Origin of the sequence: Microbacterium aquimaris (genome assembly GCF_039531285.1) — a bacterium.
Lineage (GTDB): Bacteria > Actinomycetota > Actinomycetes > Actinomycetales > Microbacteriaceae > Microbacterium > Microbacterium aquimaris.
This window is the reverse complement of sequence record NZ_BAAAPT010000002.1, coordinates 208,055-230,676: the sequence shown is the minus strand read 5'-3', so window position 1 is coordinate 230,676 and position 22,622 is coordinate 208,055. Positions and strand designations below refer to the sequence as shown.

The 22,622-nt window shown below is 70.0% G+C and carries 21 protein-coding genes and 1 tRNA gene; 5 read left to right on the top strand and 17 right to left on the bottom strand.

All coding sequences use genetic code 11. The features are described from left to right. Nucleotides 1-20: 20 nt before the first annotated feature. The 8 genes from ABD204_RS10610 to ABD204_RS10575 all read right to left on the bottom strand — a co-directional run bounded on the left by ABD204_RS10610 (nt 21) and on the right by ABD204_RS10575 (nt 8,268). Nucleotides 21-2,465: a DEAD/DEAH box helicase gene (locus tag ABD204_RS10610; RefSeq protein WP_194424892.1), complete on the bottom strand. Its 2,445-nt coding sequence runs from the start codon at nt 2,463-2,465 to the stop codon at nt 21-23. Further along, the gene (gene tatC, locus ABD204_RS10605) at nt 2,462-3,223 is read right to left on the bottom strand and encodes a twin-arginine translocase subunit TatC (protein ID WP_194425032.1); all 762 of its coding nucleotides are present in this window, start codon (nt 3,221-3,223) and stop codon (nt 2,462-2,464) included. Before tatC ends, ABD204_RS10610 begins: the two co-directional genes overlap by 4 nt. A 60-nt stretch (nt 3,224-3,283) precedes the next feature. Further along, the gene (gene tatA / locus ABD204_RS10600; RefSeq protein ID WP_194424893.1) at nt 3,284-3,532 is read right to left on the bottom strand and encodes a twin-arginine translocase TatA/TatE family subunit; all 249 of its coding nucleotides are present in this window, start codon (nt 3,530-3,532) and stop codon (nt 3,284-3,286) included. An 81-nt stretch (nt 3,533-3,613) separates the two neighbouring features. Further along, entirely contained in the window at nt 3,614-4,585 is a 972-nt protein-coding gene (locus ABD204_RS10595; protein WP_409263995.1) for a helix-turn-helix transcriptional regulator, read from the bottom strand. Beyond that, nucleotides 4,582-5,574, bottom strand: a complete 993-nt coding sequence (locus ABD204_RS10590; RefSeq protein ID WP_194424894.1) for a helix-turn-helix transcriptional regulator — start codon at nt 5,572-5,574, stop codon at nt 4,582-4,584. Before ABD204_RS10590 ends, ABD204_RS10595 begins: the two co-directional genes overlap by 4 nt. Before the next feature lie 37 nt (nt 5,575-5,611). Next, on the bottom strand, nt 5,612-6,565 hold the full coding sequence (locus ABD204_RS10585) for an FKBP-type peptidyl-prolyl cis-trans isomerase (protein ID WP_194424895.1): 954 nt from the start codon (nt 6,563-6,565) through the stop codon (nt 5,612-5,614). 9 nt (nt 6,566-6,574) lie between these two features. After that, nucleotides 6,575-7,588, bottom strand: a complete 1,014-nt coding sequence (locus ABD204_RS10580; RefSeq protein WP_194424896.1) for a tRNA (adenine-N1)-methyltransferase — start codon at nt 7,586-7,588, stop codon at nt 6,575-6,577. Further along, a complete protein-coding gene (locus tag ABD204_RS10575; RefSeq protein ID WP_322597624.1) occupies nt 7,585-8,268 on the bottom strand; it encodes an HAD family hydrolase in 684 nt (227 codons plus the stop codon). The genes ABD204_RS10580 and ABD204_RS10575 overlap by 4 nt, the downstream gene beginning before the upstream one ends. A 120-nt stretch (nt 8,269-8,388) precedes the next feature. On the opposite strand from ABD204_RS10575, the gene ABD204_RS10570 reads away from it, so the two are divergent. Further along, a complete protein-coding gene (locus ABD204_RS10570) occupies nt 8,389-9,249 on the top strand; it encodes a PAC2 family protein (protein WP_194424897.1) in 861 nt (286 codons plus the stop codon). Between the two features lie 9 nt (nt 9,250-9,258). Here the strand turns inward: ABD204_RS10570 and ABD204_RS10565 are convergent, their stop codons facing one another. Continuing rightward, the gene (locus tag ABD204_RS10565) at nt 9,259-10,086 is read right to left on the bottom strand and encodes an undecaprenyl-diphosphate phosphatase (protein WP_194424898.1); all 828 of its coding nucleotides are present in this window, start codon (nt 10,084-10,086) and stop codon (nt 9,259-9,261) included. A gap of 19 nt (nt 10,087-10,105) precedes the next feature. Beyond that, entirely contained in the window at nt 10,106-11,407 is a 1,302-nt protein-coding gene (locus tag ABD204_RS10560; protein WP_194424899.1) for a M20/M25/M40 family metallo-hydrolase, read from the bottom strand. A gap of 121 nt (nt 11,408-11,528) precedes the next feature. On the opposite strand from ABD204_RS10560, the gene ABD204_RS10555 reads away from it, so the two are divergent. Next, nucleotides 11,529-11,614, top strand: a tRNA-Leu gene (locus ABD204_RS10555). A 140-nt stretch (nt 11,615-11,754) separates the two neighbouring features. Here the strand turns inward: ABD204_RS10555 and ABD204_RS10550 are convergent. Both ABD204_RS10550 and ABD204_RS10545 read right to left on the bottom strand, forming a co-directional pair. Beyond that, nucleotides 11,755-12,843: a VIT1/CCC1 transporter family protein gene (locus ABD204_RS10550; protein WP_194424901.1), complete on the bottom strand. Its 1,089-nt coding sequence runs from the start codon at nt 12,841-12,843 to the stop codon at nt 11,755-11,757. A gap of 84 nt (nt 12,844-12,927) precedes the next feature. Next, nucleotides 12,928-14,781: a DEAD/DEAH box helicase gene (locus ABD204_RS10545; protein ID WP_194424903.1), complete on the bottom strand. Its 1,854-nt coding sequence runs from the start codon at nt 14,779-14,781 to the stop codon at nt 12,928-12,930. Nucleotides 14,782-14,913: 132 nt separating this feature from the next. Between ABD204_RS10545 and ABD204_RS10540 the strand changes: the two genes are divergently transcribed. Further along, the gene (locus tag ABD204_RS10540; RefSeq protein WP_194424904.1) at nt 14,914-15,762 is read left to right on the top strand and encodes an SGNH/GDSL hydrolase family protein; all 849 of its coding nucleotides are present in this window, start codon (nt 14,914-14,916) and stop codon (nt 15,760-15,762) included. Here ABD204_RS10540 and ABD204_RS10535 read toward each other — a convergent pair. Continuing rightward, nucleotides 15,740-16,555 carry a TrmH family RNA methyltransferase gene (locus ABD204_RS10535; RefSeq protein ID WP_194424905.1) on the bottom strand — a complete coding sequence of 272 codons (816 nt, stop codon included), beginning with the start codon at nt 16,553-16,555 and terminating at the stop codon, nt 15,740-15,742. The genes ABD204_RS10540 and ABD204_RS10535 overlap by 23 nt on opposite strands. A gap of 78 nt (nt 16,556-16,633) precedes the next feature. Between ABD204_RS10535 and ABD204_RS10530 the strand changes: the two genes are divergently transcribed. Beyond that, nucleotides 16,634-17,509, top strand: a complete 876-nt coding sequence (locus ABD204_RS10530) for a Sir2 family NAD-dependent protein deacetylase (RefSeq protein ID WP_194424906.1) — start codon at nt 16,634-16,636, stop codon at nt 17,507-17,509. Then, entirely contained in the window at nt 17,506-18,162 is a 657-nt protein-coding gene (locus tag ABD204_RS10525; protein WP_194424907.1) for a histidine phosphatase family protein, read from the top strand. Before ABD204_RS10530 ends, ABD204_RS10525 begins: the two co-directional genes overlap by 4 nt. Before the next feature lies 1 nt (nt 18,163). Here ABD204_RS10525 and ABD204_RS10520 read toward each other — a convergent pair whose 3' ends face one another. Genes ABD204_RS10520 through ABD204_RS10505 form a run of 4 tightly spaced genes read right to left on the bottom strand, consistent with a single transcriptional unit; the run spans nt 18,164 to nt 22,622 of the window. Next, on the bottom strand, nt 18,164-18,988 hold the full coding sequence (locus tag ABD204_RS10520) for an HpcH/HpaI aldolase/citrate lyase family protein (protein ID WP_194424908.1): 825 nt from the start codon (nt 18,986-18,988) through the stop codon (nt 18,164-18,166). Next, nucleotides 18,985-19,509, bottom strand: coding sequence for a MaoC family dehydratase (locus tag ABD204_RS10515; RefSeq protein ID WP_194424909.1), 525 nt, complete (start codon nt 19,507-19,509; stop codon nt 18,985-18,987). Before ABD204_RS10515 ends, ABD204_RS10520 begins: the two co-directional genes overlap by 4 nt. A gap of 10 nt (nt 19,510-19,519) precedes the next feature. Continuing rightward, complete coding sequence (locus tag ABD204_RS10510) at nt 19,520-20,674, bottom strand: acyl-CoA dehydrogenase family protein (RefSeq protein WP_194424910.1); 1,155 nt, start codon at nt 20,672-20,674, stop codon at nt 19,520-19,522. Next, complete coding sequence (locus tag ABD204_RS10505) at nt 20,649-22,622, bottom strand: acetyl/propionyl/methylcrotonyl-CoA carboxylase subunit alpha (protein ID WP_194424911.1); 1,974 nt, start codon at nt 22,620-22,622, stop codon at nt 20,649-20,651. The genes ABD204_RS10510 and ABD204_RS10505 overlap by 26 nt, the downstream gene beginning before the upstream one ends.

Sequence of the window (22,622 nt, the reverse complement as noted above, 5' to 3'; positions counted from 1 at the left end):
GCACGGACGCGACGAGCGGCTCAGACCGAGCTGTAGGCGACGATGCCGCGGCGCACGGATTCGAGAGCCTGTCGGGCCGTGCGCGCCAGCTCGGGTTGCGCCACCAGCGACAGTTGATCCAGCAGGTCGATCGTCTGCTTGGTCCACCGCACGAAGTCGCCGGCCGCCATGTCGGCTTCGGCCAACACGGTGTCCAAGGGCAGACCGCGGGCCCAGCCGTGCATCGCCGTCGAGAGGTTCGCGGAGGGCGGCTCGGAGCCGGGGAGCCGGTGTTCGGTCTCGAGATCGTCGAGACGCTGCCACAGATCGGTGGTCTTCTCCAGGGCGATCCGGAACGCCCCGCGCGGAAGCCTGCGGTCCCCGTACCCACCGTCGTCGCGCCGTGGCTCGTACACCAGCGCGCATGCGATCGCGGCCAACGACGGCGCGTCCAGGACATTCCACAGTCGCAACCGCAGACTTTCGGCGACGAGCAGATCGCGTTCGCCGTAGATCCGCTTCATCGTGCGCCCGTCGGCGGTGAGCGTCGTGTCGCCGTCGTCGGACACCCGCACATAGCCGACCTCGTCGAGCACGTCGACGACCCGATCGAAGATCCTCGCCACGGTACCGGTACGGGATTCGATCTGGCCACGCAGTTTCCGCACCGTGCGATCGAGCTTGTGGTACCTCTCGGCCCACCGGGCGTGCCGCTCACGGTCCGGGCATTCGTGGCTCGGGTGACGTCGCATTCGATTGCGTAGCGACTGGATCTGACGCTGTCGCGCGTCGCGCGTCGCCCGTCCTGCCGTGACGTCCTTGCGGTTGATCTTCTCGATGTCGCTGAGTTCGCGGCGGATGGCGGCGTACTCGACGAAGTCGCCTCGATCGCACGTCATCGCCTCGGTGTAGCCCGCCAACGACTCCTCGGCGTCCTTGACCTGCCGAGCCAGGCCGACCACGCCACGGTCGGCTTGGAACTGCGCGAAGGAGGACTGGAGGATCTCCCGTGCCCGGTCACGCCCGAACCGGTCGATGAGGTTGACCGCCATGTTGTACGTCGGACGGAAACTGGAGTTCAAAGGGTAGGTGCGGCGGGAGGCGAGAGCGGCGACGGCCTGGGGGTCCACACCTTCGGTCCACTGCACGACGGCGTGACCTTCGACGTCGATCCCCCGGCGCCCGGCACGGCCGGTCAGCTGCGTGTACTCACCCGAGGTGATGGCCACTCGGGCCTCTCCGTTGAACTTCTCCAGCTTCTCCAGCACCACCGTGCGCGCGGGCATGTTGATGCCGAGGGCGAGGGTCTCGGTGGCGAAGACCGCCTTGACCAGTTTGCGCTGGAACAGCTCCTCGACGATCTCCTTGAAGGCGGGGAGCAGGCCGGCGTGGTGGGCCGCGACACCCCGTTCGAGGTTGTCCTTCCACTCCCAATAGCCGAGCACGCCGAGGTCCTCCTCGACGAGGTTGCGCGTGCGCTCCTCGACGATCTCCCGGATCAGGGCCCGTTCCTCGGGCGAAGTCAGCCGAACACCGGAGCGCCGCACCTGGATGACAGCCTGGTCGCATCCCGCCCTGCTGAAGATGAAGAAGATCGCCGGCAGGAGGTTGGCCCGACGGAGCAACTCGACCACATCTGGTCTGTCGAGTCGCTCGATGCGTTGCGGCTGCCCCGCCCGCTGCGGACGTCGTCCGCCGCGATGCGGGCGTCGGCCCCCGCCGCCCCGGCGTCCGCTGTCGTAACCGCCGCGGGCGGAACGGATCCGCAGCAGCTCCTGGTTGACCTGCGCGGTCGCGACCCCGGCACGGTCGTCGAACAACGGCAGCAGGTCGCCGCGGACGAGCACATGTTGTTCCAAGGGGACCGGGCGCGTCTCCGACACGATGATGTCGGTGTCACCGCGCACCGCGTCCAGCCAGTCTCCGAACTCCTCCGCGTTGGACACCGTCGCCGACAGGGCGATCAGTCGGACCGAGGGTGGGAGATGGATGATCACCTCTTCCCACACCGCGCCGCGGAAGCGGTCGGCGAGGTAGTGCACTTCGTCCATCACGACGAAGCGGAGCCCCTGCAACGCGGGTGAGTCGGCGTAGAGCATGTTCCGCAGCACCTCGGTGGTCATCACCACGATGCGCGCGGAAGCGTTGATGTTGGTGTCGCCGGTGAGCAGGCCGACCTCATCCGGGCCGTAGACCTCGACGAGTTCTCGGAACTTCTGATTGGACAACGCCTTCATCGGCGTCGTATAGAACGCCTTCTCTCCCGCGGTGGACATCGCCAGGTGGATGCCGAACTCCCCCACGATGGTCTTTCCCGCGCCGGTGGGGGCGGCCACCAGCACGCTGCGACCGCCCTCGAGCGCGTGGCACCCGGCGATCTGGAACGGGTCGAGTTCGAACCGTTGGCCGGCGGCGAACTCGCGGGTGCGCGGGTGCTCGCGCTCCTCATTGGCACGTGCGAAGCGCTCGGCGGGTGACAGCGTCACGTGGTGTTCCCTTCGGCGAGGAGCTTCTCCTCGCGCTTGCGGCGGCGCCGATCGAAGAACAGCGAGACCAGGGCCGCCGCGAAGAAGAGCACCGACAGGATCCCTGCGAGCAGGATCATCGACACGACGTCGGCACCGGGCGTGGCGACCGCGGCGAAGATCGTCGCGACGAGGACGGCCACGCGCCACCCCTTCAGGATGTCCCGGCCCGTCATCACGCCGGCGAGGTTCAACGCCACCAGGAAGACGGGCAGCACGAAGGCGACACCCACGACGATGACGAGTTTGAAGACGAAGTCGTAGTAGAACTTCGCATCGTAGAAGGATGCGCCGCCCTCGGGGACGAAGGTGGCCATGATCTCGACGATGTGCGGCATGACGGCCAAGCCCGTCCAGCATCCGGCGAAGAACAGCGGGATCGCCGCGGCCATGAACCCGAACGTGTACTGGACCTCTTTGCGGGTCAGGCCCGGCATGACGAAGGCCCAGATCTGCCACAACCACACCGGGGCGGACAGGAGCAGCCCGATGGCGAAGGCCATACGGATACGGAGGTCGAACGCGGAGGTGACGGTGCTGAACATCAGCTCCACCTCGATCTGGTCACCCCGATCTTCGGCGATGACGCGGATCGGTTCGGTGATCAGATGGATGACGAAGTCCGTGACGAAGAACGAGACCACCATGCCCACCAGGAGCGCGGCGGCCGCGATCATCAAGCGCTTGCGCAACTCGACCAGGTGTTGGCCGAGCGACATACGGCGGTCTCGCCGCGCCGTCTTCGTACCCTTGGCCGCGGGGGTCTCGGTCGCCACCGATCAGGGTTTCGGGTCGGATGCCCCGCCCGCGTTCGATGTCGACGAGGACTCGGCGGTCGGCGTCGGCGCGTCGGTGGCGTCGGCGTTCTTGGGCGCGTCCTCCTCCTTCATCGCCTTCATCTCGCCACGGAAGACACGGGCGGACTGGCCGACACTCTTGGCGAGGGCGGGCAGCTTCGCAGCACCGAACAGCAGCAGGATGACCGCGAGGATCAGCAGCAGGTGCCATGGGCTGAATGCGTTAGCCATGAGGAAGACTCCAGATCGTTGACCTTCATCCAGTCTACCCGCGCGTCCGTCGCCGGGAGCGGAACGCCTCGGCGGCGGGTCTCACGCCTCGCCGTACAGCTCCAGCGCGCAACGCGCCCAATCCGCGGCGGCCCTCCGCGCCCCTTCCGGTTCGAGGATCTCGAGGTCGCCGCCAAGCTTGGCGACCAGTCGCCGCAGACTGTTCTCATCGGCCACCCGCATGGTCGCGGTGGTCGTCCCCTTCTCGGTCTCGGTGTCGGCGCGCGCCAGGTAGTCACCGAGCAACGGTGCCGAGCTCGCCGGGAACCGGATGCGCACCGTGAGCTCGTCGGTGCCGTCGGCGAACCAGTCCGGCACCGGCTCGGTCGCGTGCGAGACCGGCAGGTCGGTGATCCGGATGTCGCTGACACGGTCCAGGTGGAAGGTGCGCATGGCCTCGCGCAGGTGGCACCACCCCTGCAGGTACCACTGCCCGTCGGCGATGCTGACCTTCACGGGGTCGACGGTGCGGGTCGTGGCCGGAGCGTCCGGGGCCTTGTAGGTGAAGGCCACCGCACGCCCGACCCGCAGCGCCTCCGCGACACGGTCGCGCACGTCGTCCACCGGCGCCGGGGCGACGATGAGATCGGCGGGCACGCCGGAGACACCGCGCGAGAGCTTGGCGAGCAGGCCCGCGAACAGGTCGCTGTCTCCGACACCGGGGATGCCGCGCGCGAGCTGCAGTCCGGCCAGGAGCGCCGCGGCTTCGCGGGCGGTCAGACGCGGCGTGCGCTCGAGCGCGACCGAGTGGGTGATCACGATGCGGTCGTCGCGGTCCAGCAGATCCCAGTCGATGTCGAACAGGTCATTGGCCATTTGCCAGAACCCGCCGTCGCCGGGCAGCCCGATGACGGTGAGCTTCTCGACCATGGCGCGCATCTGTTCGGGGGTGACGTCGAACTCTTCCGCCGCCTCCGCGACCGACACCTCGCCCTTGCCGATCAGGTACGGGACGAGTTGAAGGAGCAACGCGGCGCGATCGGTGGCCACCAGGGGCCTGCGCGACACGCTCACGATTCCCCCTCGTGACGCGCGAGCGCTCCACGGAGCCGGGCGACCACCGCATCCCGCAACGGCGCCGGTTCGACCACGCGCACCTCCGGGCCGTACGAGGCCAGTTCGTCGGCGAAGATGTGCAGGTCCACGAACGGGACGCGCAACCCCTGCTCCGCCTTCCTGGCGCGGCGCGTCAGCCGGAGGGACGCCTCGGTGCCGGGCTCGACCTCGAGGAGGGCGATGTTCCGCGCCGCGACCTCCTGCAGTCCGGACAGCGCCCGCTCCCCCGCGCCCACGCGCAGTGCCGCATCGAAGTGTTCTCGGGTGGCGGTGACCGCGCCGACGATCCGCGAGAGCAGGAACGTCCGTTCCTGCTCGACACCGAGGTCGTGCGCGAGGACATGCCATCGCCCCTCGTATTCGACGAGGGCGAGCGGACGCACACGCCGCGTGCGGGGGGCCCCTTCGCCGGGTTTGAGATAGGGGAAGGTCACCACGCGCGCATGCTCGATCGCCTGTTGCAGGGGGCCGAACGCCGCGTCGCTCGTACGCAGCCGTGGGGCGAACCCCTGGATCGGCGCATCCATCGGGATACCGAGGGCGCGGATCTTGCGCAGCCCGGCGCGCGCCTCGACCGACATCGAACTCTCGCTCCAGGCGCTTCCCGCCAGCGTCAGCAACGCCAGCTCCGCAGGCGAGAACTCGAGGTCGTCCGGGAGGGTGTATTCGGCGGCCGGTACCCGGTAGCGTGCCTCCCGCAGGTCGTCGGGGTCGGCCCAGTCGCCGATCGTCTCGATGGGGACGCCGAGCGCGCGCAGGTTCTCCTTGTCGCGCTCGAACATCTTCTCCAGGGCGTCCTTGCCCGCGCCGGCGTCGCGCTGCTCGCGATAGCCGCTCACGTTCGCGAGGATCGTGTCCTTGGTGAGGCCCTGATCGGTGGCCGTCAGCGCGACCACCAGGTTGACCAGTCGCTCCTCGGGCGGGGTCTTCACAGATGCGGTGGCCACGTCGCCAAGTCTAGGCAGACCACGCCACGGAGGGCGTTCAGGACGCCTCGTCGACGCCGAGGATGTCGATGACGAACACGAGGGTCGACCCCGCCGGAATGGAGCCGCTGGCCTGGTCGCCGTAGCCCTGATCGGGCGGGATGACGGCGAGCACCTGGGAGCCGACGGTCTGACCCTCCAGCGCGGCGGCGAAACCGGGGACGACCTGGTCGAGCGAAAGCGCCGCCGGAGACGCGTCCCACGTGGTGTCGAAGACCTCACGTTCGGCCCACGTCAGACCGGTGTACTGCACGCGTACCGTGTCGCCGGGCTCGACGACGTCGCCGTCGCCTTCGATGAGGGTCTGCACGACGAGGTCCTCCGGCGCGGTCGCGTCGGGGATGATGATGCCCGGGCGGCCGTCGGGGGCACGCACGACCGTGGGCATCCCGAGGCTCGAGTTGTACCGGAGCTCGCCCTCCGCCTGCGGCAGGTAGACCTTCCGCACATCGACGACGGCGAGCATCGACTCGTCCTCCGCGAGACCGGCTTGCGCGGCGTAGTCGGGGTTGATCCCATCCGCAGGAAGCCCGACGACGACGCGTGAACCCGCCTGCGCGCAGAGGAGGGCCTCCGACAGGCCCGGCAGTGCACTGACGATGTTCTCCATCGAGAAGACGTTCGACAGGTCTCCGTCGTAGGCCGTGGTCGCGAAGAGCTCGCCACTGTCGCCCGCGTAGAAGGCGTAGTCCATGACCAGAAGCTGGGAGTCGGTGGACAGCTCCGGCCCGTCGCCGTCGGTGAGGTGGTCCACGAGCACCTCGTCGACGTGGAACGGTGTGTAGACATCGACCCGCGGCTCGGTGGCGGTGCCGCCCTCGACCGTCACGAGCGACGCGAGGGCATCCGAGTCGCCCTCCACGCAGGGGGCGGGAGCGGCTTCGACGGTGCAGCCGACGAGGCCGACGGAGGTCAGTCCGACAAGGGCGAGGGCAGCGGAGATCTTGCGCACCGGTTCATCCTAGGCGGTCGGCGTGTCGTCGTCGTCTTCGCGCGCCGAGGCCATCCGCGCACCGGCGGCGGCCCGCTGGGCCTCCCGCACACGCTTGCGGAGATTCTTGTCCGTGATCTCCCGATCGCCGACCGCGCCGGGGGTCCACAGCTCGACGTCGTCGTCCGAGTAGCTCGACTTCGACGCGCGACGCTTCTGCTCGGGCGCGACCGCACCGGGCGCCAGGCGGCGCGCCCACACGAGGAACCCGGTGTGCGCGACCATCCGGTGGTCGGGGCGGACCGCGAGCCCCTCGACGTGCCAGCCGCGGACCATCGTCTCGTTCGCATCCGGCTCGGTGAACAGCCCCGTGCCCCGGATGTACTCCGCGACCCGGCTCAGCTGTGTCGCCGTGGCGACGTAGCAGACCACGACTCCCCCCGGTGTCAGCGCGTCGGCGACGACGTCGATGCACTCCCACGGGGCGAGCATGTCGAGCACGACGCGATCGATCGACCCGGGATCGACGGCCGCGGGAAGGGCTTCGGCGAGATCGCCGAGCTCGATACGCCAGTTCCCGGGTGATCGTCCGAGGAAGGTCTCCACGTTCGCCCGCGCGACGTCCGCGAACTCCTCACGCCGCTCGAACGACACCAGGGAACCGGCCTCACCGATCGCCCGCAGCAACCACATCGAGAGCGCGCCGGATCCGACCCCCGCCTCGACGACGCGCGCACCCGGGAACACATCGGCCTCCGCGAGGATCTGCGCGGCGTCCTTCGGGTACACGATCGCCGCGCCGCGTGGCATGGACATGACGAAATCCCGCAGCAGTGGGCGCAGCGCGAGATATTCGTGCCCGCCGCTGCCGGCGACGACCGATCCGTCGGGCTGGCCGATCAGCGACGAGTGTCGCAGCACGCCGTGATGGGTGTGCAGCTCGCCTTCCTCCCGCAGGGTGATGGTGTGCAGACGCCCCTTCGGGCCGGTCAGTTGGACGCGGTCGCCGACCCGGAACGGGCCGCTCGGACGTGCGGTGGTCATCGGTTCTCCGGGGTCGTGCGATGCGCGGCGTGGAGCGCCGCGAGGTCGTCGGGGGTGCGATCGGCCAGTGTCGGCCACAATTCGTGGGCACCGGCACCTTCGAGGGACACCATGAGCGGCACCCCGAGGGTCACCGCCCCGGACGCCGCGCCGGCGCGTACGCCGGTCGGCGAGTCCTCGATGGCGACGGCTTCGGCGGACGAGACCCCCAACGCCTCGCATGCCTGCAGATACGGATCGGGGTAGGGCTTGGGGCGGGCGACGTCGTCTCCGCCGACGACCACATCGAACGCGTCGAACCCGATCAGCGAGGTCACATGATCGGCCATCCGCCGCATCGACATCGTCACGAGCGCGGTCTTCAGGCCCGCGTCGCGCAGGGCGCGCAGCAGTTCACGGGCACCGGGCCGGAACGGCACGCCCTTGGTCGACAACTGCGTCATGACATCGGCGGTGAGGTGGTCGACGATGTCCTTCCTGCTCATCCGGACGCCCGCGGACTGGAGGATGCCCGCCGAGTCCTCCAGCGCGAGCCCGACCAGCTGGAGGGCCTGTTCGTGCGACCATGTGCCGCCGTAGCTCTCGATCAGCGGGGTCTCGGCGGCCATCCAGTAGGGCTCGGTGTCGACGAGGGTTCCGTCCATGTCCCACAGGACGGCGGAGAAAGGCGGGGAACTCACCCGCCCATGCTACGCACCCCGGCGCGGGTCGTCCGCGCCTGTGCCGCGCCGCGCGCATCCGGTGCAACGCCGGGACGGGTGGGGCGTGCCTATCCTGGAAGGACCGATCGGGGAGGTTGTGTGGACGCACTGGGACGCCGGGTACTGGTCGCCGCGTTCGACGGATGGAACGATGCCGGCGAGGCCGCTTCCGCCGCGCTCGCGCACCTCAAGGAGACCGGGGCGTACGAGCCGGTGTTCTCCGTCGACCCGGAGCTGTACTTCGACTATCAGTACACCCGTCCTCAGCTGGTCGCCGATGCCGAAGGACGGCGACGACTGACCTGGCCGGAGGCCACGGTGCTGCGCCCGACCCGGCCACAGGGGGACACCGAACTGTGGTTGCTCGGGGGCGTCGAGCCGGCCCGGGCGTGGCAGGCCTTCAGCGCCGAACTCGTCGATGTGGCCCTCCGGGAGGACGTCACCGGTTTCGTGTCCCTCGGGTCGATGATGTCGGATGTGCCCCACACTCGCCCGATCTCCGTCTTCGCCGGCAGCGAGAACGATCACGTCCGCGGTTCGCTGGGCCTCGAGCGCGGGAGCTACGAAGGTCCCGTCGGCATCCTGTCGGTGCTGTCCTCAGCCGCGGACGCCGCAGGGATCCCCACGGCGAGTCTGTGGGCGAGCGTGCCCCACTACGTCGCGGGGCACACGCCCTCCCCCAAGGCGACCCTCGCTCTGCTGGACCGATTGGAATCACTCACCGGTATCCCGATGGACCGCGGTCACCTCGTGACCGAGGCGATCGCGTGGGAGACGACCATCGACGCGGCGGCAGCCGACGACGAGGAGATGTCGGAATACATCCGTCAGCTCGAGGAGAACCGCGACACCGTGGACTCCCCCCAAGCCTCCGGCGACGCGATCGCACAGGAGTTCGAGCAATACCTCCGACGTCGCGGAGACGGCCCCTCCAAGCCGGGTCGCGACGACCGACGGTGACCGTCCCGATCAGTACGCGTCGATCACGCCCAGGCTCAGCAGCACGATGACGACCGTGCCGAGGGCCACGCGATAGACGACGAACGGCAGGAAGCTGTGCTGGGAGATCCAGCGCATGAAGAAGGCGATCACCGCGAGGGCCACGACGAAGGCGACCACCGTCGCCAGCGCCGTCTCTCCGAGCGAGAACACACCCGGCTCGTCCCAACTCTTGAACAACTGGTAGAAGCCGCTGCCGAACACGGCCGGGATGGCCAGGAGGAACGCGTAGCGTGCGGCTGCGGCACGCTCATAGCCCATGAACAGACCGGCCGTGATGGTGCCACCGGACCGTGAAACGCCCGGAATGAGGGCGAGGCTCTGCGCGAATCCGTAAACGACACCGTGACCCACGGTGAGATCCTTCAACTTCCGCTTCTTCGCACCGACGTGGTCGGCGATGCCCAGCAGGACGCCGAAGAAGATCAGCATCGCCGCGATGATCCACAGCGACCGGAAGGTCGTCTCGATCTGGTCCTGGAACAACAGGCCCAGGACGACGATGGGGATGCTTCCGACGATGATCAGCCACCCCATGCGGGCGTCCGGGTCACTGCGCGGGATCCGCCCGGCCAGCGCCAAGAACCAGTTCTTGATGATCCGCACGATGTCGCGCCAGAAGAAGACCACGACAGCGGCCTCGGTGCCGATCTGGGTGATGGCGGTGAAGGCCGCGCCAGGGTCCTGCGCGGTGGGGAGGAACTCGCCGAGGATGCGCAGGTGCGCGCTGGAGGACACGGGCAGGAACTCCGTGAGTCCCTGCACGAGACCGAGCACGATCGCCTCGAGCAGTTGCATGGGTCGCCTTTCGGTGAGGTCAGCAGGTGCGCAGCAGGTCGCCGAGCACGCGCCGGCCGAACACGAGGGATTCGACCGGCACCCGTTCGTCGACACCGTGGAACATTCCGGTGAAGTCGAGGTCGGCGGGAAGTCGCAGCGGTGCGAACCCGTATCCGGCGATCCCCAGGGCCGCCAGTGCTTTGTTGTCGGTGCCGCCGCCCATCAGGTACGGGATCACCGGGACGCCTGGATCGTGGCGACCGAGGGCGGCGACCATCGCATCGACGAGGTCACCCGAGAAGGGCACCTCCAACCCGATGTCGGTGTGGACCACTTCGATGGCGACGTCCTCTCCGACGATGCGTCGGATGTCCGCGAGGGCGGCTTCCTCGGTGCCCGGAAGGACCCGGACGTCGATGAGCGCCTCGGCCCGATCCGGGATCACGTTGTGTTTGTAGCCGGCGGTCAGTCCCGTCGGGTTGGTCGTGGTGCGCAACGTCGAGCGCAGGAATCCTGCCGCCGCGCCGGTGCGCAGCGCCAGGGCGTCCGGCCGCTCCCCCGCCGCCCCGGTGAGATCGCCGAGCATGCGGGTGAACTCGCGCGTGGTGGGTGTCAGATCGACGGGCCACTCGGTGCGTCCGAGTGCGGCCACCGCTTCGCCGAGTCGTGTCACCGCGTTGTCGTCATGCACGCTGGAACCGTGGCCCGCCCGCCCCGTGGCGACCAGCCGGATCCACACCAACGCCTTCTCGCCCACCTGCAGCAGGTAGGCGCGGCGATCGTCGACGTGGATCGAGTAGCCGCCGACTTCGCTGATCGCCTCGCTGGCCCCGGAGAACCATTCGGGGCGGTCCCTGACGACGAGTCTGGAGCCCTCGATCCCGCCGTTCTCCTCGTCGGCGAAGAACGCCAAGACGATGTCCCGATCCGGCTGCTCGCCGGCGCGGAGCATGTCGGCCACCGCCGTGAGGATCATGGCGTCCATGTCCTTCATGTCGACCGCGCCGCGACCCCACAGCATCCCGTCGCGGATCTCCCCGGCGAACGGATCGACCGACCAGTCCCCGGCGATCGCGGGGACCACGTCGAGATGGCCATGGAGCACGAGGGCCGGGCGGCCGGGGTTCTTCCCGGGGATACGGGCGTGCACGTTGGTGCGTCGCGGGATCGGCTCGTAGTAGTCGACGGCCAGTCCGAGCGCTTCGAGATATGCGCCCACGTACTCGGCGGCCTCCCGCTCCCCCGCTGCGCGCCCGCCGCCGTGGTTGGTGGTGTCGAAGCGGATGAGGTCTCGCGCCACGCGGGCGACCTCGGGGAGGTCGGAGGGGGTGGCAGGCATGCGCACCAGGCTACCGGGCGACGGCGCGGCTCCCGGACACGCGCGGGATGCCGGCGCGTGTGGGGATGCACTCAGAAGCATGCTAGGCTCGACCCTCGGTTGCGAAAGCTGCCGACCACCTGCGCGGGTGGCGGAATAGGTAGACGCGCTAGCTTGAGGTGCTAGTGCCCGTATTAGGGCGTGGGGGTTCAAGTCCCCCCTCGCGCACAGATCAGAAGGGCCCCGGAAGGGGCCCTTCTGCTGTTTCCGGCCCGCGATCGAGCGCCACGGAACCGCCCGTGTCCGACCGGTCCAGCTGTTCTCGTTGCAGAGAGAGGGTGGAATGACGGGGCGAGGTGGCTTCGGTGTCAGCCGACCGAGACGCCGAAGAGCAGCCCGAGGACGTATGTGACCGCGGCGGCGCCCCAGCCGATCGCGAGCTGGCGGAGCGCACGCGCCAGGGGTGGGGCGCCGGACAGGATCCCCACGAGGGCGCCGGTGGCCAGCAACGCCAGCCCGACCAGGGCGAGGGCGAGAAGGACCGCGGGCAGCCCCGACAGGCCGAACAGCCATGGCAGTACCGGCACGACCGCGCCGGATGCGAAGAACAGGAAGCTGGACCCCGCCGCCCTCCAGGCACCGCCCACGACCTCGCCCTCGTCCTCATCGGTGACCGGGCCCACGAGCGATCCCGATCCGCCGTCGCGCGCGACACCGACCACGTCCCGCGCACGGGCTTCGGCGGCGTCGGGGGACATGCCGCGGGTGCGGTACACCAGGGCCAGTTCGTTGGCATCCAGGTCGAGGTCCCCCAGCGCACCGTCGGCGTAGTCGCTCGGGCGGGCCGCGTCCAGCAGCTCCCGCTGGGACCTCACCGACACGTATTCCCCCGCCCCCATCGACAACGCCCCCGCGAGAAGACCGGCGACACCGCTGAAGAGCACGAACTGCGGCGCGACGCCGGTGGCTCCGATCCCCAGGACGAGCGCGAGGTTCGACACCAGCCCGTCGTTCGCCCCGAAGACGGCCGCACGGAAGACGCCGGACAGCCGTCGCCGACCGCGTGCCGCCAGTCCCCGCACGACCTCGTGGTGCACCCGCTCGTCGGCGGCCATCGTCGGCGTCGCCGCCGGGTCGTCGTCGTAGGGCGAGCGCGCTTCGGCGTTCTGGGCCAGCGCGAGGGCGAAGACCGTGCCGAAGTGTGCCGCCATGAAACCCAGGACGACGGTGGACGCGCTCCGACGCGGCAACCGCGCCGGTTCGCCGCCGAGAAGAGCCAACCAGTGCGCCTCGTGGCGCCCCTCCGCGTCCGCCAGCGCGAGCAGGATCGCCCGCTCCTCCCCCGTCCGGCGGGCCGCGAGGCGGCGGTACACCTCGGCCTCGGCGCGCTCGTCGACGAGGTAGCGGGCCCAACGGCGTCGCTCGCGTGCGGTGGCTGCGGGAGGTGAGGTGGGCACACTCCACCGTATCCATCGATCGATCTCCGACGGGATCCCCTCCACCGTGGTCGGGGATCCGTCGGGTCGGCGGCCCCGAGGACGTCAGGAGCGCACGCGCGCGCGAAGGAGCTCGATGCGGGACTGCAGCTGCGCGACGGTCGCCTGGGCGACGGCGGGACCGCCGCACAGCCGTCGCAGTTCGGCGTGCACCGCGCCGTGGGGCTCCCCGGACTGCCGTGCGTAGAGCCCGACCAGACTGTTCAGCAGCTGACGCTGCTCCTTCAGCGTGCGGTGCAGCGCCTGAGGGGGGACCTCCTGCGGCGGAGCCGTGCCGTCCGCGGCCTCCCGCGATTCGCGCTCCTTGCGATGCCGCCCCTGTCGCGCTTGACGCTGCATGAGCAGATCGTGCACGTGCTCAGGCTCGAGCAGTCCGGGCAGGCCGAGGAACTCCTCCTCCTCGGGTGTCCCGGGCACCGCCAACTGGCCGAACTCCCGACCGTCGTAGAGCACACGGTCGAAGTGGGCGCGCGAACCCAACGCCTGGTAGGAGAACTCCTCGGTGAGCGCGTCGGAGGCCTTCTCCTCACGCTCGGCCGCGTCCATGAGGTCTTCTTCGGCGTTCCACTCATCGTCGCCCTCGGCGTCCCGATCCAGCGCATGGTCGCGTTGGCGCTCGATCTCGTTGGCCAGCGACAGCAGCTGCGGCACGTTGGGCAGGAACACGCTCGCCGTCTCGCCACGGCGGCGGGCGCGCACGAAGCGTCCGATCGCCTGGGCGAAGAACAGTGGGGTCGACGCCGACGTCGCGTAGACCCCGACCGCCAGGCGGGGTACATCGACGCCTTCGGAGACCATGCGGACCGCGACCATCCAACGGCGTTCACTCCGGGAGAACTCCTCGATGCGGCCGGAAGCCTCGGCCTCGTCCGAGAGCACCACCGTGGGAGCCTCGCCGCTGATCTGTTCGAGGATCGCCGCGTACGCCCGCGCGGCGGTCTGATCGGTCGCGATGACCAGGCCGCCGGCATCGGGGACGTGCTCGCGCACCTCGGTCAGCCGACGGTCGGCCGAGCGGAGCACGGCAGGGATCCACTCCCCCTCGGGGTTCAGCGCCGTGCGCCAGGCCTGTGAGGTGACGTCCTTGGTGTTGTCCTGCCCGAGTTGGGCCTCCATCTCCTCGCCGGTTTTGGTCCGCCATCGCATCTGACCGGCGTAGACCATGAAGATCACGGGACGCACGACACCGTCCTCGAGCGCGCGACGGTAGCCGTAGCTGTAGTCGGTGCGCGACACGCGGATGCCCTTGTCGTCGGGGTGATACTCCACGAAGGGGATCGGCGCCGTGTCACTGCGGAACGGCGTCCCCGACAACAGCAGGCGCCGGGTGGCGCGTGCATAGGCCTCCCGCAGCGCGTCGCCCCAGCTGAGGGCGTCGCCGCCGTGGTGGACCTCGTCGAGGATCACCAGCGTGCGGCGGTCCAGGACCAGCTGCTGGTGTACGGACGCCTTCACCGCCACCTGCGCGTAGGTCACCGCCACGCCGTGGTAGTGCCGCGCGGGGGCGACGTGGCGATTGCTGAAGGCGGGGTCGAGTCGGATCGACACGCGGGCCGCCGCATCGGCCCACTGCGTCTTCAGGTGCTCGGTCGGGGCGACGACGACGATGCGATCGACGACGCCGCGCCGCAAGAGCTCCGTCGCCAGGCGCAACGCGAACGTGGTCTTTCCGGCCCCGGGCGTCGCGGCCGCCAGGAAGTCCCGGGGACCGGAACCGGGCCCGTCCGGCCCGTCCATCGAGAAGTACTCATCCAGCGCTTCGGCCTGCCAGGCGCGCAACCGCTGCGCCGTACCCCACGGGGCGCGCTGAGGGTACGTGGGCGAGAGGTGCTCGGCGGCGAAGCTGCCGAGGTGACTGTCGGCGGAGTGGGCCTCGGCCGCTGGAGCGTCGTCGAGCACCGGTTGTCCTCCCCTGTCCTCGTGTGGGTCCGCAGATGCGAGTGACTACCTTAGACGAGCGCGCCGACAGGGGCGTGCACCGGCGGCCGCATCGGGGATAGCCTCGTACCGGTCACGAACCGGAGGAGATCCATGTCTGACGTGAGCGAGAACCGCACGGCCTTCATCGAGAACAGCGGCCCCCATCCCTGGCGCCGCTATGTCGCCATCGGAGACTCGTTCACCGAGGGGATCGGCGATCCCGAGCCGGCCTCGCCCGGCGGACATCGTGGCTGGGCCGACCGCGTCGCGGAGGTCCTCGCCGCGCAGGTGGACGACTTCGCGTACGCCAACCTCGCGGTCCGCGGGCGTCTCATCGGTCAGATCGTCGCCGAGCAGGTCGAACCCGCCCTCGCGCTGAAGCCCGATCTGATCACCTTCTCCGCCGGCGGAAACGACGTGATCCGACCGGGCAGCGACCCGGATGCGGTCGCCGAGCTGTTCGAAGACGCCGTGGCGCGCCTGTCCCGCGACGGCGCGACCGTGGTGGTGTTCACGGGCATCGACACCGACTTCACGCCCGTGTTCCGGGGGATCCGCGGCAAGGTGGCGATCTACAACGAGAACATCCGTGCGATCGCCGATCGGTACGACGCGATCGTGGCCGACCAGTGGGCTCTCAAGGAGGTGCAGGACATGCGGTTCTTCGACGACGACCGCCTGCACATGAACGCCCTGGGTCACCACGAGGTCGCCCGCATGGTCCTCCGCGCCCTCAACGTCCCGAACGATCTGCATTCGATGCAACCGGACCCGCTTCCCCGTCAGACGTGGCGCAAGGCGCGCACGAGCGACCTGGTGTGGGCGCGGGAGTACCTGGTGCCCTGGGTCCTGCGACGCGTGCGCCACCAGTCCTCCGGCGACCACATCACCGCGAAGCGTCCGGAGGCGTTGCCGTTCGGTGCGGCGGCCGGGACGATCACCGAGGACGAGCAGGACTGAGGGCCCAGACGGCCACGGCGCCCGCGGCGGCGACGTTCAGCGAATCCACTCCCCCGGCCATCGGAATGGTCACGACGCTGTCGGCCGCCTGCACCGCCCGACGACTCAAGCCGTCGCCCTCGGCACCGAGCATGAGTGCGACCCGTGCATGTCCGGCCTGGCGGAACGTGTCCAGGTCGACGGCGTCGTCGGACAGTGCCAACGCCGTCAGATGGAAGCCCGCCCCGCGCAGCAGCTCCCGCGCCTCCGGCCACGCCGGCAGCCGGGTCCACGGCACCTGGAAGACCGTCCCCATACTCACACGCACGCTGCGCCGGTACAGCGGGTCGGCGCACCTGTCGGTGATGAGCACCGCGTCCGCGCCCAGCGCCGCGGCGCTGCGGAAGACCGCACCCACGTTGGTGTGGTCCACGATGTCCTCCAACACGACCACCAGCCGCGCACCGGCGACCGTCTCGGCCACGCCGGGAAGCTCGGGACGCTGGATCGAGGCCAACGCACCGCGATGCACCGCATACCCGGTCAGCTGCTCAGCGACCTCGCCCGGGACGACGTACACGGGGAGGTCGGGATGTGCGGCGGTCAGTCGCTCTGCGTCGGCGAGCCACTTCTCCTGCACCAGCATCGACCGCGGCCGATGCCCTGCGGCCAGGACCCGGTCGATGACCTTCGCCGATTCGGCGATGTACAGTCCACCTTCCGGTTCGCGCACCCGCCGCAGCGCGATATCGGTGAGGTCGCGATAGTCGCCCAGGCGGGCATCCCCCGCATCGTCCACGCGTTCGATCCGCACGTCCAGCTCCTTCCGACGACACCTGCCGTAACATCCTGGCAACCGCAGCCGCATACACTCGCATCGGGAGGTGATCCGGTGGCACTCACGACCGCGGGAGACGCCGCGCTCTCCCCGTCCGTCGCGGAGGCGATCGAGGCGCTGGCCGGGAGGCGCGTGGCGGTGCTCACCGGCGCGGGAGTCTCCACCGACTCCGGGATCCCCGACTACCGGGGTGAAGGCGCCCCGGTGCGCACCCCGATGACCGTCGAGCAGTTCCTCAGCAGCGAAGACGCGCGGCGTCGGTATTGGATCGGCAGCCATCTGGGATGGCGTTCCTTCGCCTCCGCCGCACCGAACCCCGGTCACACCGCTTTGGCGATGCTCGAGGAGCACGGAGTGACCACCGGCGTCATCACCCAGAACGTCGACGGACTCCATGTACGGGCCGGGAGCCGCCGTGTCGTCGAGCTGCACGGCACCATGCGCCGGGTCTTCTGCACGCAGTGCGGTCAGGTGTTCGACCGTCGGGATCTCGGCGAGCGGATCGAAGCGGAGAACCCCTGGATCACGGTTCCCGATCGCGTCGAGCTCGGCCCCGACGGAGATGTGCTCCCCGGTGGTAGCGACGGGTTCGTCGTCCCGGTGTGCACGGTCTGCCGCGGAATGCTCAAGCCGGACGTCGTCTTCTTCGGCGAGTTCATCCCGGGAGAGAAGTTCCGCGAAGCGGAGCAACTCGTCCGCACCAGCGACGCCCTCGTCGTGGCCGGGTCCTCCCTCGTGGTCAACTCGGGTATCCGACTGTTGGAACGCGCGCGCCGCCGACGACTTCCGATCGTGATCGTCAATCGCGGTCAGACCCGCGGCGACCGTCGCGCCACCGTCAAGGTCGACGCGGGGACCACCGAGGTCCTGCGTGCGTTCGCCGAGGCGCTGCCGTCGCGGGCGAGCGGCGCGTCTAGTCTCGAAGGGTGACCTCCCTCTTCCTCGTCCGACACGGCGAGACCGACTGGAACCGCCAGAGACGCATCCAGGGCTCGACCGACATCCCCCTCAACGACGCCGGACGCGCCCAGGCCGCCGAAGCCGCGCACCGTCTGCGCGGTCTGATCGACGCCGGTCGTCCGGTCGCCGTCGCCGCCAGCGACCTCGGTCGGGCGCAGGAGACCGCCGGGATCATCGCCGAGGAGCTCGCGCTGGGGCCGGTCGCGGTGTACCCGGACCTGCGCGAACGCTCCTACGGGGAGGCCGAGGGTCTGCGTCCGGAGGAGTTCTCCGAACGCTGGGGGTCGTGGGATCGCGCCGAGGTGCCCGGCGCCGAAGCGTGGCCCGCGGTGCGACGCCGCGCACTCCGCGGCCTCCGGGCTGCGGTGGGCGATGCCCGGCGCGCGACCGCGCCCGCGGCGAGCACCGTCGTGATCGTCAGCCACGGGGCACTGCTGCGCGAGCTCATCCGACACGCCAGCGCGTGCGAGTTCCCTCTCGACGGCGAGCGGCTGCCGAACGGCTCGATCCACCGGCTCCACGTCGAACGCGATCACCTCAGCCTGCTGTCGTACGAGGCCGCCGAAGACGCGCTCCGCGTGACTGCGACGACAGAGAGCATCGTCGCGTCCGGCCAGGCCTGACTCACCCCTCCGGTGCGACCTCGGCGCGTCGTCGCACCGCGCGTGCGTGACGGAGGACCGGTTCGTCGACCATGCGACCCTCGAACGCGAAGACGCCCCTTCGTCCCTCCGCGGCGCTGAGCACACCCCGCGCCCAGGCGACCTCGTCGGCCCGCGGCGCGTACGCCCGCCGCACGACCGCTACCTGAGCGGGGTGGATGCACGCGGTGGCGGCGAACCCCGATGCCGCGGCGTCGGACGCTTCGCGGGCGAGGCCCTTGGCGTCCGCGATGTCGAGGTGTACGGCGTCGATGGCGAACTTGCCGCGGGCCCCGGCCGCGAGGAGCACACGCGCCCGTGCGGTGCGTGCCACGTCGCGATAGCGGCCGTTCGGCTTGCGACTGGAGGTCCCGCCCAGGCTCGCGACGAGGTCCTCCGCCCCCCACATGAGTCCGCGCACGTTCGAGAGCGCCGCGAGATCGTCCGCGGCGACGATTCCGGCGGCGGTTTCGCACAGCGCGATCACGCCGAACCGGGGATCGATCCGCCCGATCTCGCGTACCGACTCCGCCTTGGCCACCATCACCGTGCGGAAGTCGGTCTGGGAGAGCGTCGCCATGTCGGAGGCGAAGTCGGCGGTCCCGGTCGGGTTGACCCGCACGATGACGCGATCCGGATCCAGATCCGCCTCGATCAACGCACCGCGCGCACGCGTTTTGGATGCCGGGGCCACCGCATCCTCCAGATCGACGATGACCGCGTCGGCGCGTGACATCGCTTTCGCGAAGCGTTCGGGGCGGTCGCCCGGGCAGAACAACAGCGCGGGTCCCCACGGGGCGTCGGTCATCGGGGTCCTTCCTCGTCGGGGGCATACCACATCAGCGCGGTGCGGATCGCGGTGGCGACCACCGTACCGTGCTGGTCGCGACCGGTGTGACGCATGGTCACCACCCCCTGTCCGGGCCGCGAGGCGGAGGGACGCGCGTCCAGGATCTCGGTTTCGGTGTAGAGCGTGTCCCCGTGATGCAGCGGAGCGGGGAAAGCGATGTCGGTGAGGCCGAGCTGGGCGACAAGGGTCCCCTGGGTGATCTGGGAGACCGAGGACCCCACCATCGTCGCGAGGGTCCACATCGAGTTCATGAGCCGCTCGCCGAACGGCTGTGTCGCGGAGAACGCCGCATCCAGGTGCAGCGCCTGCGTGTTCATCGTCAGGGACGAAAAGAGCGTGTTGTCGGCCTCCGTGGCGGTGCGTCCCGGGCGGTGACGGTACCGCGCCCCGACGACGAGCTCGTCGACGTAGAGGCCGCGCTGCTGGATCACCGGCGTCGGGTCGTGCGGCGACTCCGGCTCGGGAGAAGCGTTGTCCATCGCCGCCACGCTACCCGTCGAGCCCGAGTGCGCGCGCGATGACCAGCAGCTGCACCTCGCTCGTGCCCTCGCCGATCTCGAGGATCTTCGCATCCCGGTAGTGACGCGCGACGGGGAACTCGTTCATGAATCCGTTGCCCCCGAAGATCTGCGTCGCGTCCCGCGCATTGTCCATGGCCGCCTCACTCGCGGTGAGCTTGGCGATCGCGGCCTCGGAGGTGAAGGGCTTGCCGGCGTCGCGCAGTCTGGCGGCGTGATGCCACGACAGGCGTGCGTTGTGGACGCGCGCCTGCATCCGGGCGATGGTGAACTGGATGCTCTGGCGCGAGGAGAGCCGTTCCCCGAACACGATGCGCCGACGGGAGTAGTCGACGGCCTGCTCGAGACATCCCTCCGCCGCGCCGGTCGCGAGTGCCGCGATGGCGATACGGCCTTCGTCGAGGATGTGCAGGAACGACGCGAACCCCCGTCCGCGTTCGCCGAGGAGGTTCTCTGCGGGCACGCGCGCGCCGTCGAAGGTGAGCGGGTGGGTGTCGGATGCACGCCACCCGACCTTGTCGTAGGCGGGGCCGACCGTGAAACCGGGTGTGCCGCTGGGCACGATGATCGTCGAGATCTCCTTGCGCCCCTCCCGTCGGCCGGTGACGGCCGTGACGGTGACGAACCGCGTGATCGGCGTGCCCGAATTCGTGATGAACTGCTTCGCGCCGTCGATGACCCACTCGTCCCCGTCGAGCCGCGCGGTGGTGCGGGTGGCCCCCGCATCCGATCCCGCCTCGGGCTCTGTCAGGCCGAATCCCGCAAGGGCTTGTCCGGCGACGAGGTCGGGAAGGTACTGGGCGCGCTGCGCCTCGCTGCCGAACCGGTATACCGGCATCGCCCCCAGGCTCACCCCCGCCTCCAGGGTGATGGCGATCGACTGGTCGACACGGGCGAGGGCCTCGATCGCGATCCCCAGTGCCAGGTAGTCCCCGCCCTGCCCTCCGACATCCTCCGGGAAGGGAAGGCCGAACAGGCCGAGCTCCCCCATCTGTGCCACGACGTCCATCGAGAGCGTATGCGTGCGATCCGCCTCGTACGCCTGCGGGGCGACGACCTCTTCGGCGAACTCCCGCACGAGGCGGGCCAGCTCGCGTTCGTCATCGTCCAGGTCGTGGTGATCCATCAGGTTCTCCTTCGTTCTCCGGCGGCGGGTCTGCTCCGCCGTCGACGGAGGCGACCACGGCGAGCACATCGCCTCGACGCACCTGGTCGCCCGCTGCCACCGATGAGCGCACCCGCCCCGACCGCGGTGCGGTGACCGGCTGCTCCATCTTCATGGCCTCGACCGTCACGAGGACATCCCCGTCCTCGACCAGGTCGCCGTCGGCGACGTGGACGGCCACGACCGTCCCGGGCATCGGCGCCACGGCCTCGCGGGCACCCCCGCGCGCGTCCGCGCGGGTGTCGCGGCGGGCGAGGTCGCCGACGCGGCGGCGCGAGACCGGCCGTGCCGAGAAGATCCGTCCCGCCCGATGCGCCCACCACGTGCCGTCGACGTCGCGGGCGAGCTCCGCGTCGGGCGCCGCGTCCGGTTTCGGTCGCGCGCGGACGACGGAGTCGCCGTCGATGAGGAATGTCACCACCGGGGGCTCCGCGTCACCGAGGCGCCACCCGTCCATGCGGCCCCACAGCGGCCCGACGCGCACGCCCGTGGCCTGCCGGGCGAGCTCTGCGGACGCGATCCGCTCGAGCGTCTCCTCATCCGGGCGATCCGGCGCCGGGACGCCGACGCGTTCGATCAGTCCGGTGTCGAGACGGCCGGCCAGGACGTCTTCGTCGCGGGCGAGTCGTCGCAGGAAGGCGAGGTTCGTGTCGACGCCGAGCACGACGGTGTCCGCGAGCGCACGGTCCAGATCGCGCCACGCCTGCGCCCGCGTCGGCGCGTGGGTGATCACCTTCGCGATCATGGGGTCGTAGTGGGCGCTGATCGTCGAGCCGGTCTCGACCGCCGCATCGGTTCGTGCATCCCGTGGCGCACGCCACCGCGTGACGTCGCCGGTGGCCGGCAGGAAGCCCCGCGCCGGGCTCTCGGCATAGACGCGCGCCTCGACCGCGTGCCCGTCGACGCACACCGAGCCCTGTGTCATGGGAAGGGGATGCCCTTCCGCGACCCGCACCTGCAGCTCCACCAGGTCCAGACCCGTGATCTCCTCGGTGACGGGATGTTCGACCTGCAGGCGGGTGTTCATCTCGATGAAGAAGAACTCCTCCGGCCGGTCCGCCGAGACCAGGAATTCCACGGTTCCGGCGCCGCGATAGTCCACCGACCGCGCCGCGTCGCACGCGCTCCTGCCCAGCCGCTGCCGCGTGGGTTCATCGACCGCGGGCGACGGTGCCTCCTCGATCACCTTCTGATGCCGGCGCTGCAACGTGCACTCACGTTCGCCGAGATGGATCACTCCCCCGTGCGCGTCGGCCACCACCTGCACCTCGATGTGCCGCGGGCGTTCGATGAGCCGCTCCACGAGCAGAGCGTCGTCGCCGAACGAAGCCCGTGCGATCCGCCGGGCCGAGGCGATGGCCTCACGGAGCGACACCTCATCGCGCGCGACGCGCATCCCCTTTCCCCCGCCTCCTGCGGAGGGCTTGACCAGCAGCGGGTACCCCACTTCCCGCGCGCGTGCCACGGCGTCGTCGTCCGTGAGACCGGTCAGATCGAAACCCGGTACCGTCGGCACCCCCGACGCGGCGACGTGGGCCTTGGCGCGGATCTTGTCGCCCATGATCTCCAGCGCGTCTTCGCCCGGCCCGATGAACGCGATCCCGTGCGCACGGCATGCCCGCGCGAACGCGACGTTCTCCGACAGGAACCCGTATCCGGGGTGCACGGCGTCGGCGTCCGTGCGTCGCGCGGCGTCGAGGACCGCGTCGATGTCGAGGTAGCTGTCGGAGGCCGCCGCCGGGCCGATCCGCACCGCGGCATCGGCTTCACGGACGTGGGGAGCCGATGCGTCGGCGTCGCTGTAGACCGCCACGCTGCGCAGCCCGAGACGTCGAAGCGTCCGGATCACGCGGCGGGCGATCTCGCCGCGGTTGGCGACGAGCACGGTGGAGAAGTCGGTCGATCCCAT

Excerpts from the sequence above, each read along its gene's own strand:
- tatC (WP_194425032.1), bottom strand. The coding sequence starts at position 3,223 with ATGTCGCTCGGCCAACACCTGGTCGAGTTGCGCAAGCGCTTGATGATC.
- tatA (WP_194424893.1), bottom strand. The coding sequence starts at position 3,532 with ATGGCTAACGCATTCAGCCCATGGCACCTGCTGCTGATCCTCGCGGTC.
- ABD204_RS10580 (WP_194424896.1), bottom strand. The coding sequence starts at position 7,588 with ATGACCACCGCACGTCCGAGCGGCCCGTTCCGGGTCGGCGACCGCGTC.
- ABD204_RS10565 (WP_194424898.1), bottom strand. The coding sequence starts at position 10,086 with ATGCAACTGCTCGAGGCGATCGTGCTCGGTCTCGTGCAGGGACTCACG.
- ABD204_RS10560 (WP_194424899.1), bottom strand. The coding sequence starts at position 11,407 with ATGCCTGCCACCCCCTCCGACCTCCCCGAGGTCGCCCGCGTGGCGCGA.
- ABD204_RS10540 (WP_194424904.1), top strand. The coding sequence starts at position 14,914 with ATGTCTGACGTGAGCGAGAACCGCACGGCCTTCATCGAGAACAGCGGC.
- ABD204_RS10520 (WP_194424908.1), bottom strand. The coding sequence starts at position 18,988 with ATGACCGACGCCCCGTGGGGACCCGCGCTGTTGTTCTGCCCGGGCGAC.
- ABD204_RS10515 (WP_194424909.1), bottom strand. The coding sequence starts at position 19,509 with ATGGACAACGCTTCTCCCGAGCCGGAGTCGCCGCACGACCCGACGCCG.
- ABD204_RS10510 (WP_194424910.1), bottom strand. The coding sequence starts at position 20,674 with ATGGATCACCACGACCTGGACGATGACGAACGCGAGCTGGCCCGCCTC.
- ABD204_RS10505 (WP_194424911.1), bottom strand. The coding sequence starts at position 22,622 with ATGGGATCGACCGACTTCTCCACCGTGCTCGTCGCCAACCGCGGCGAG.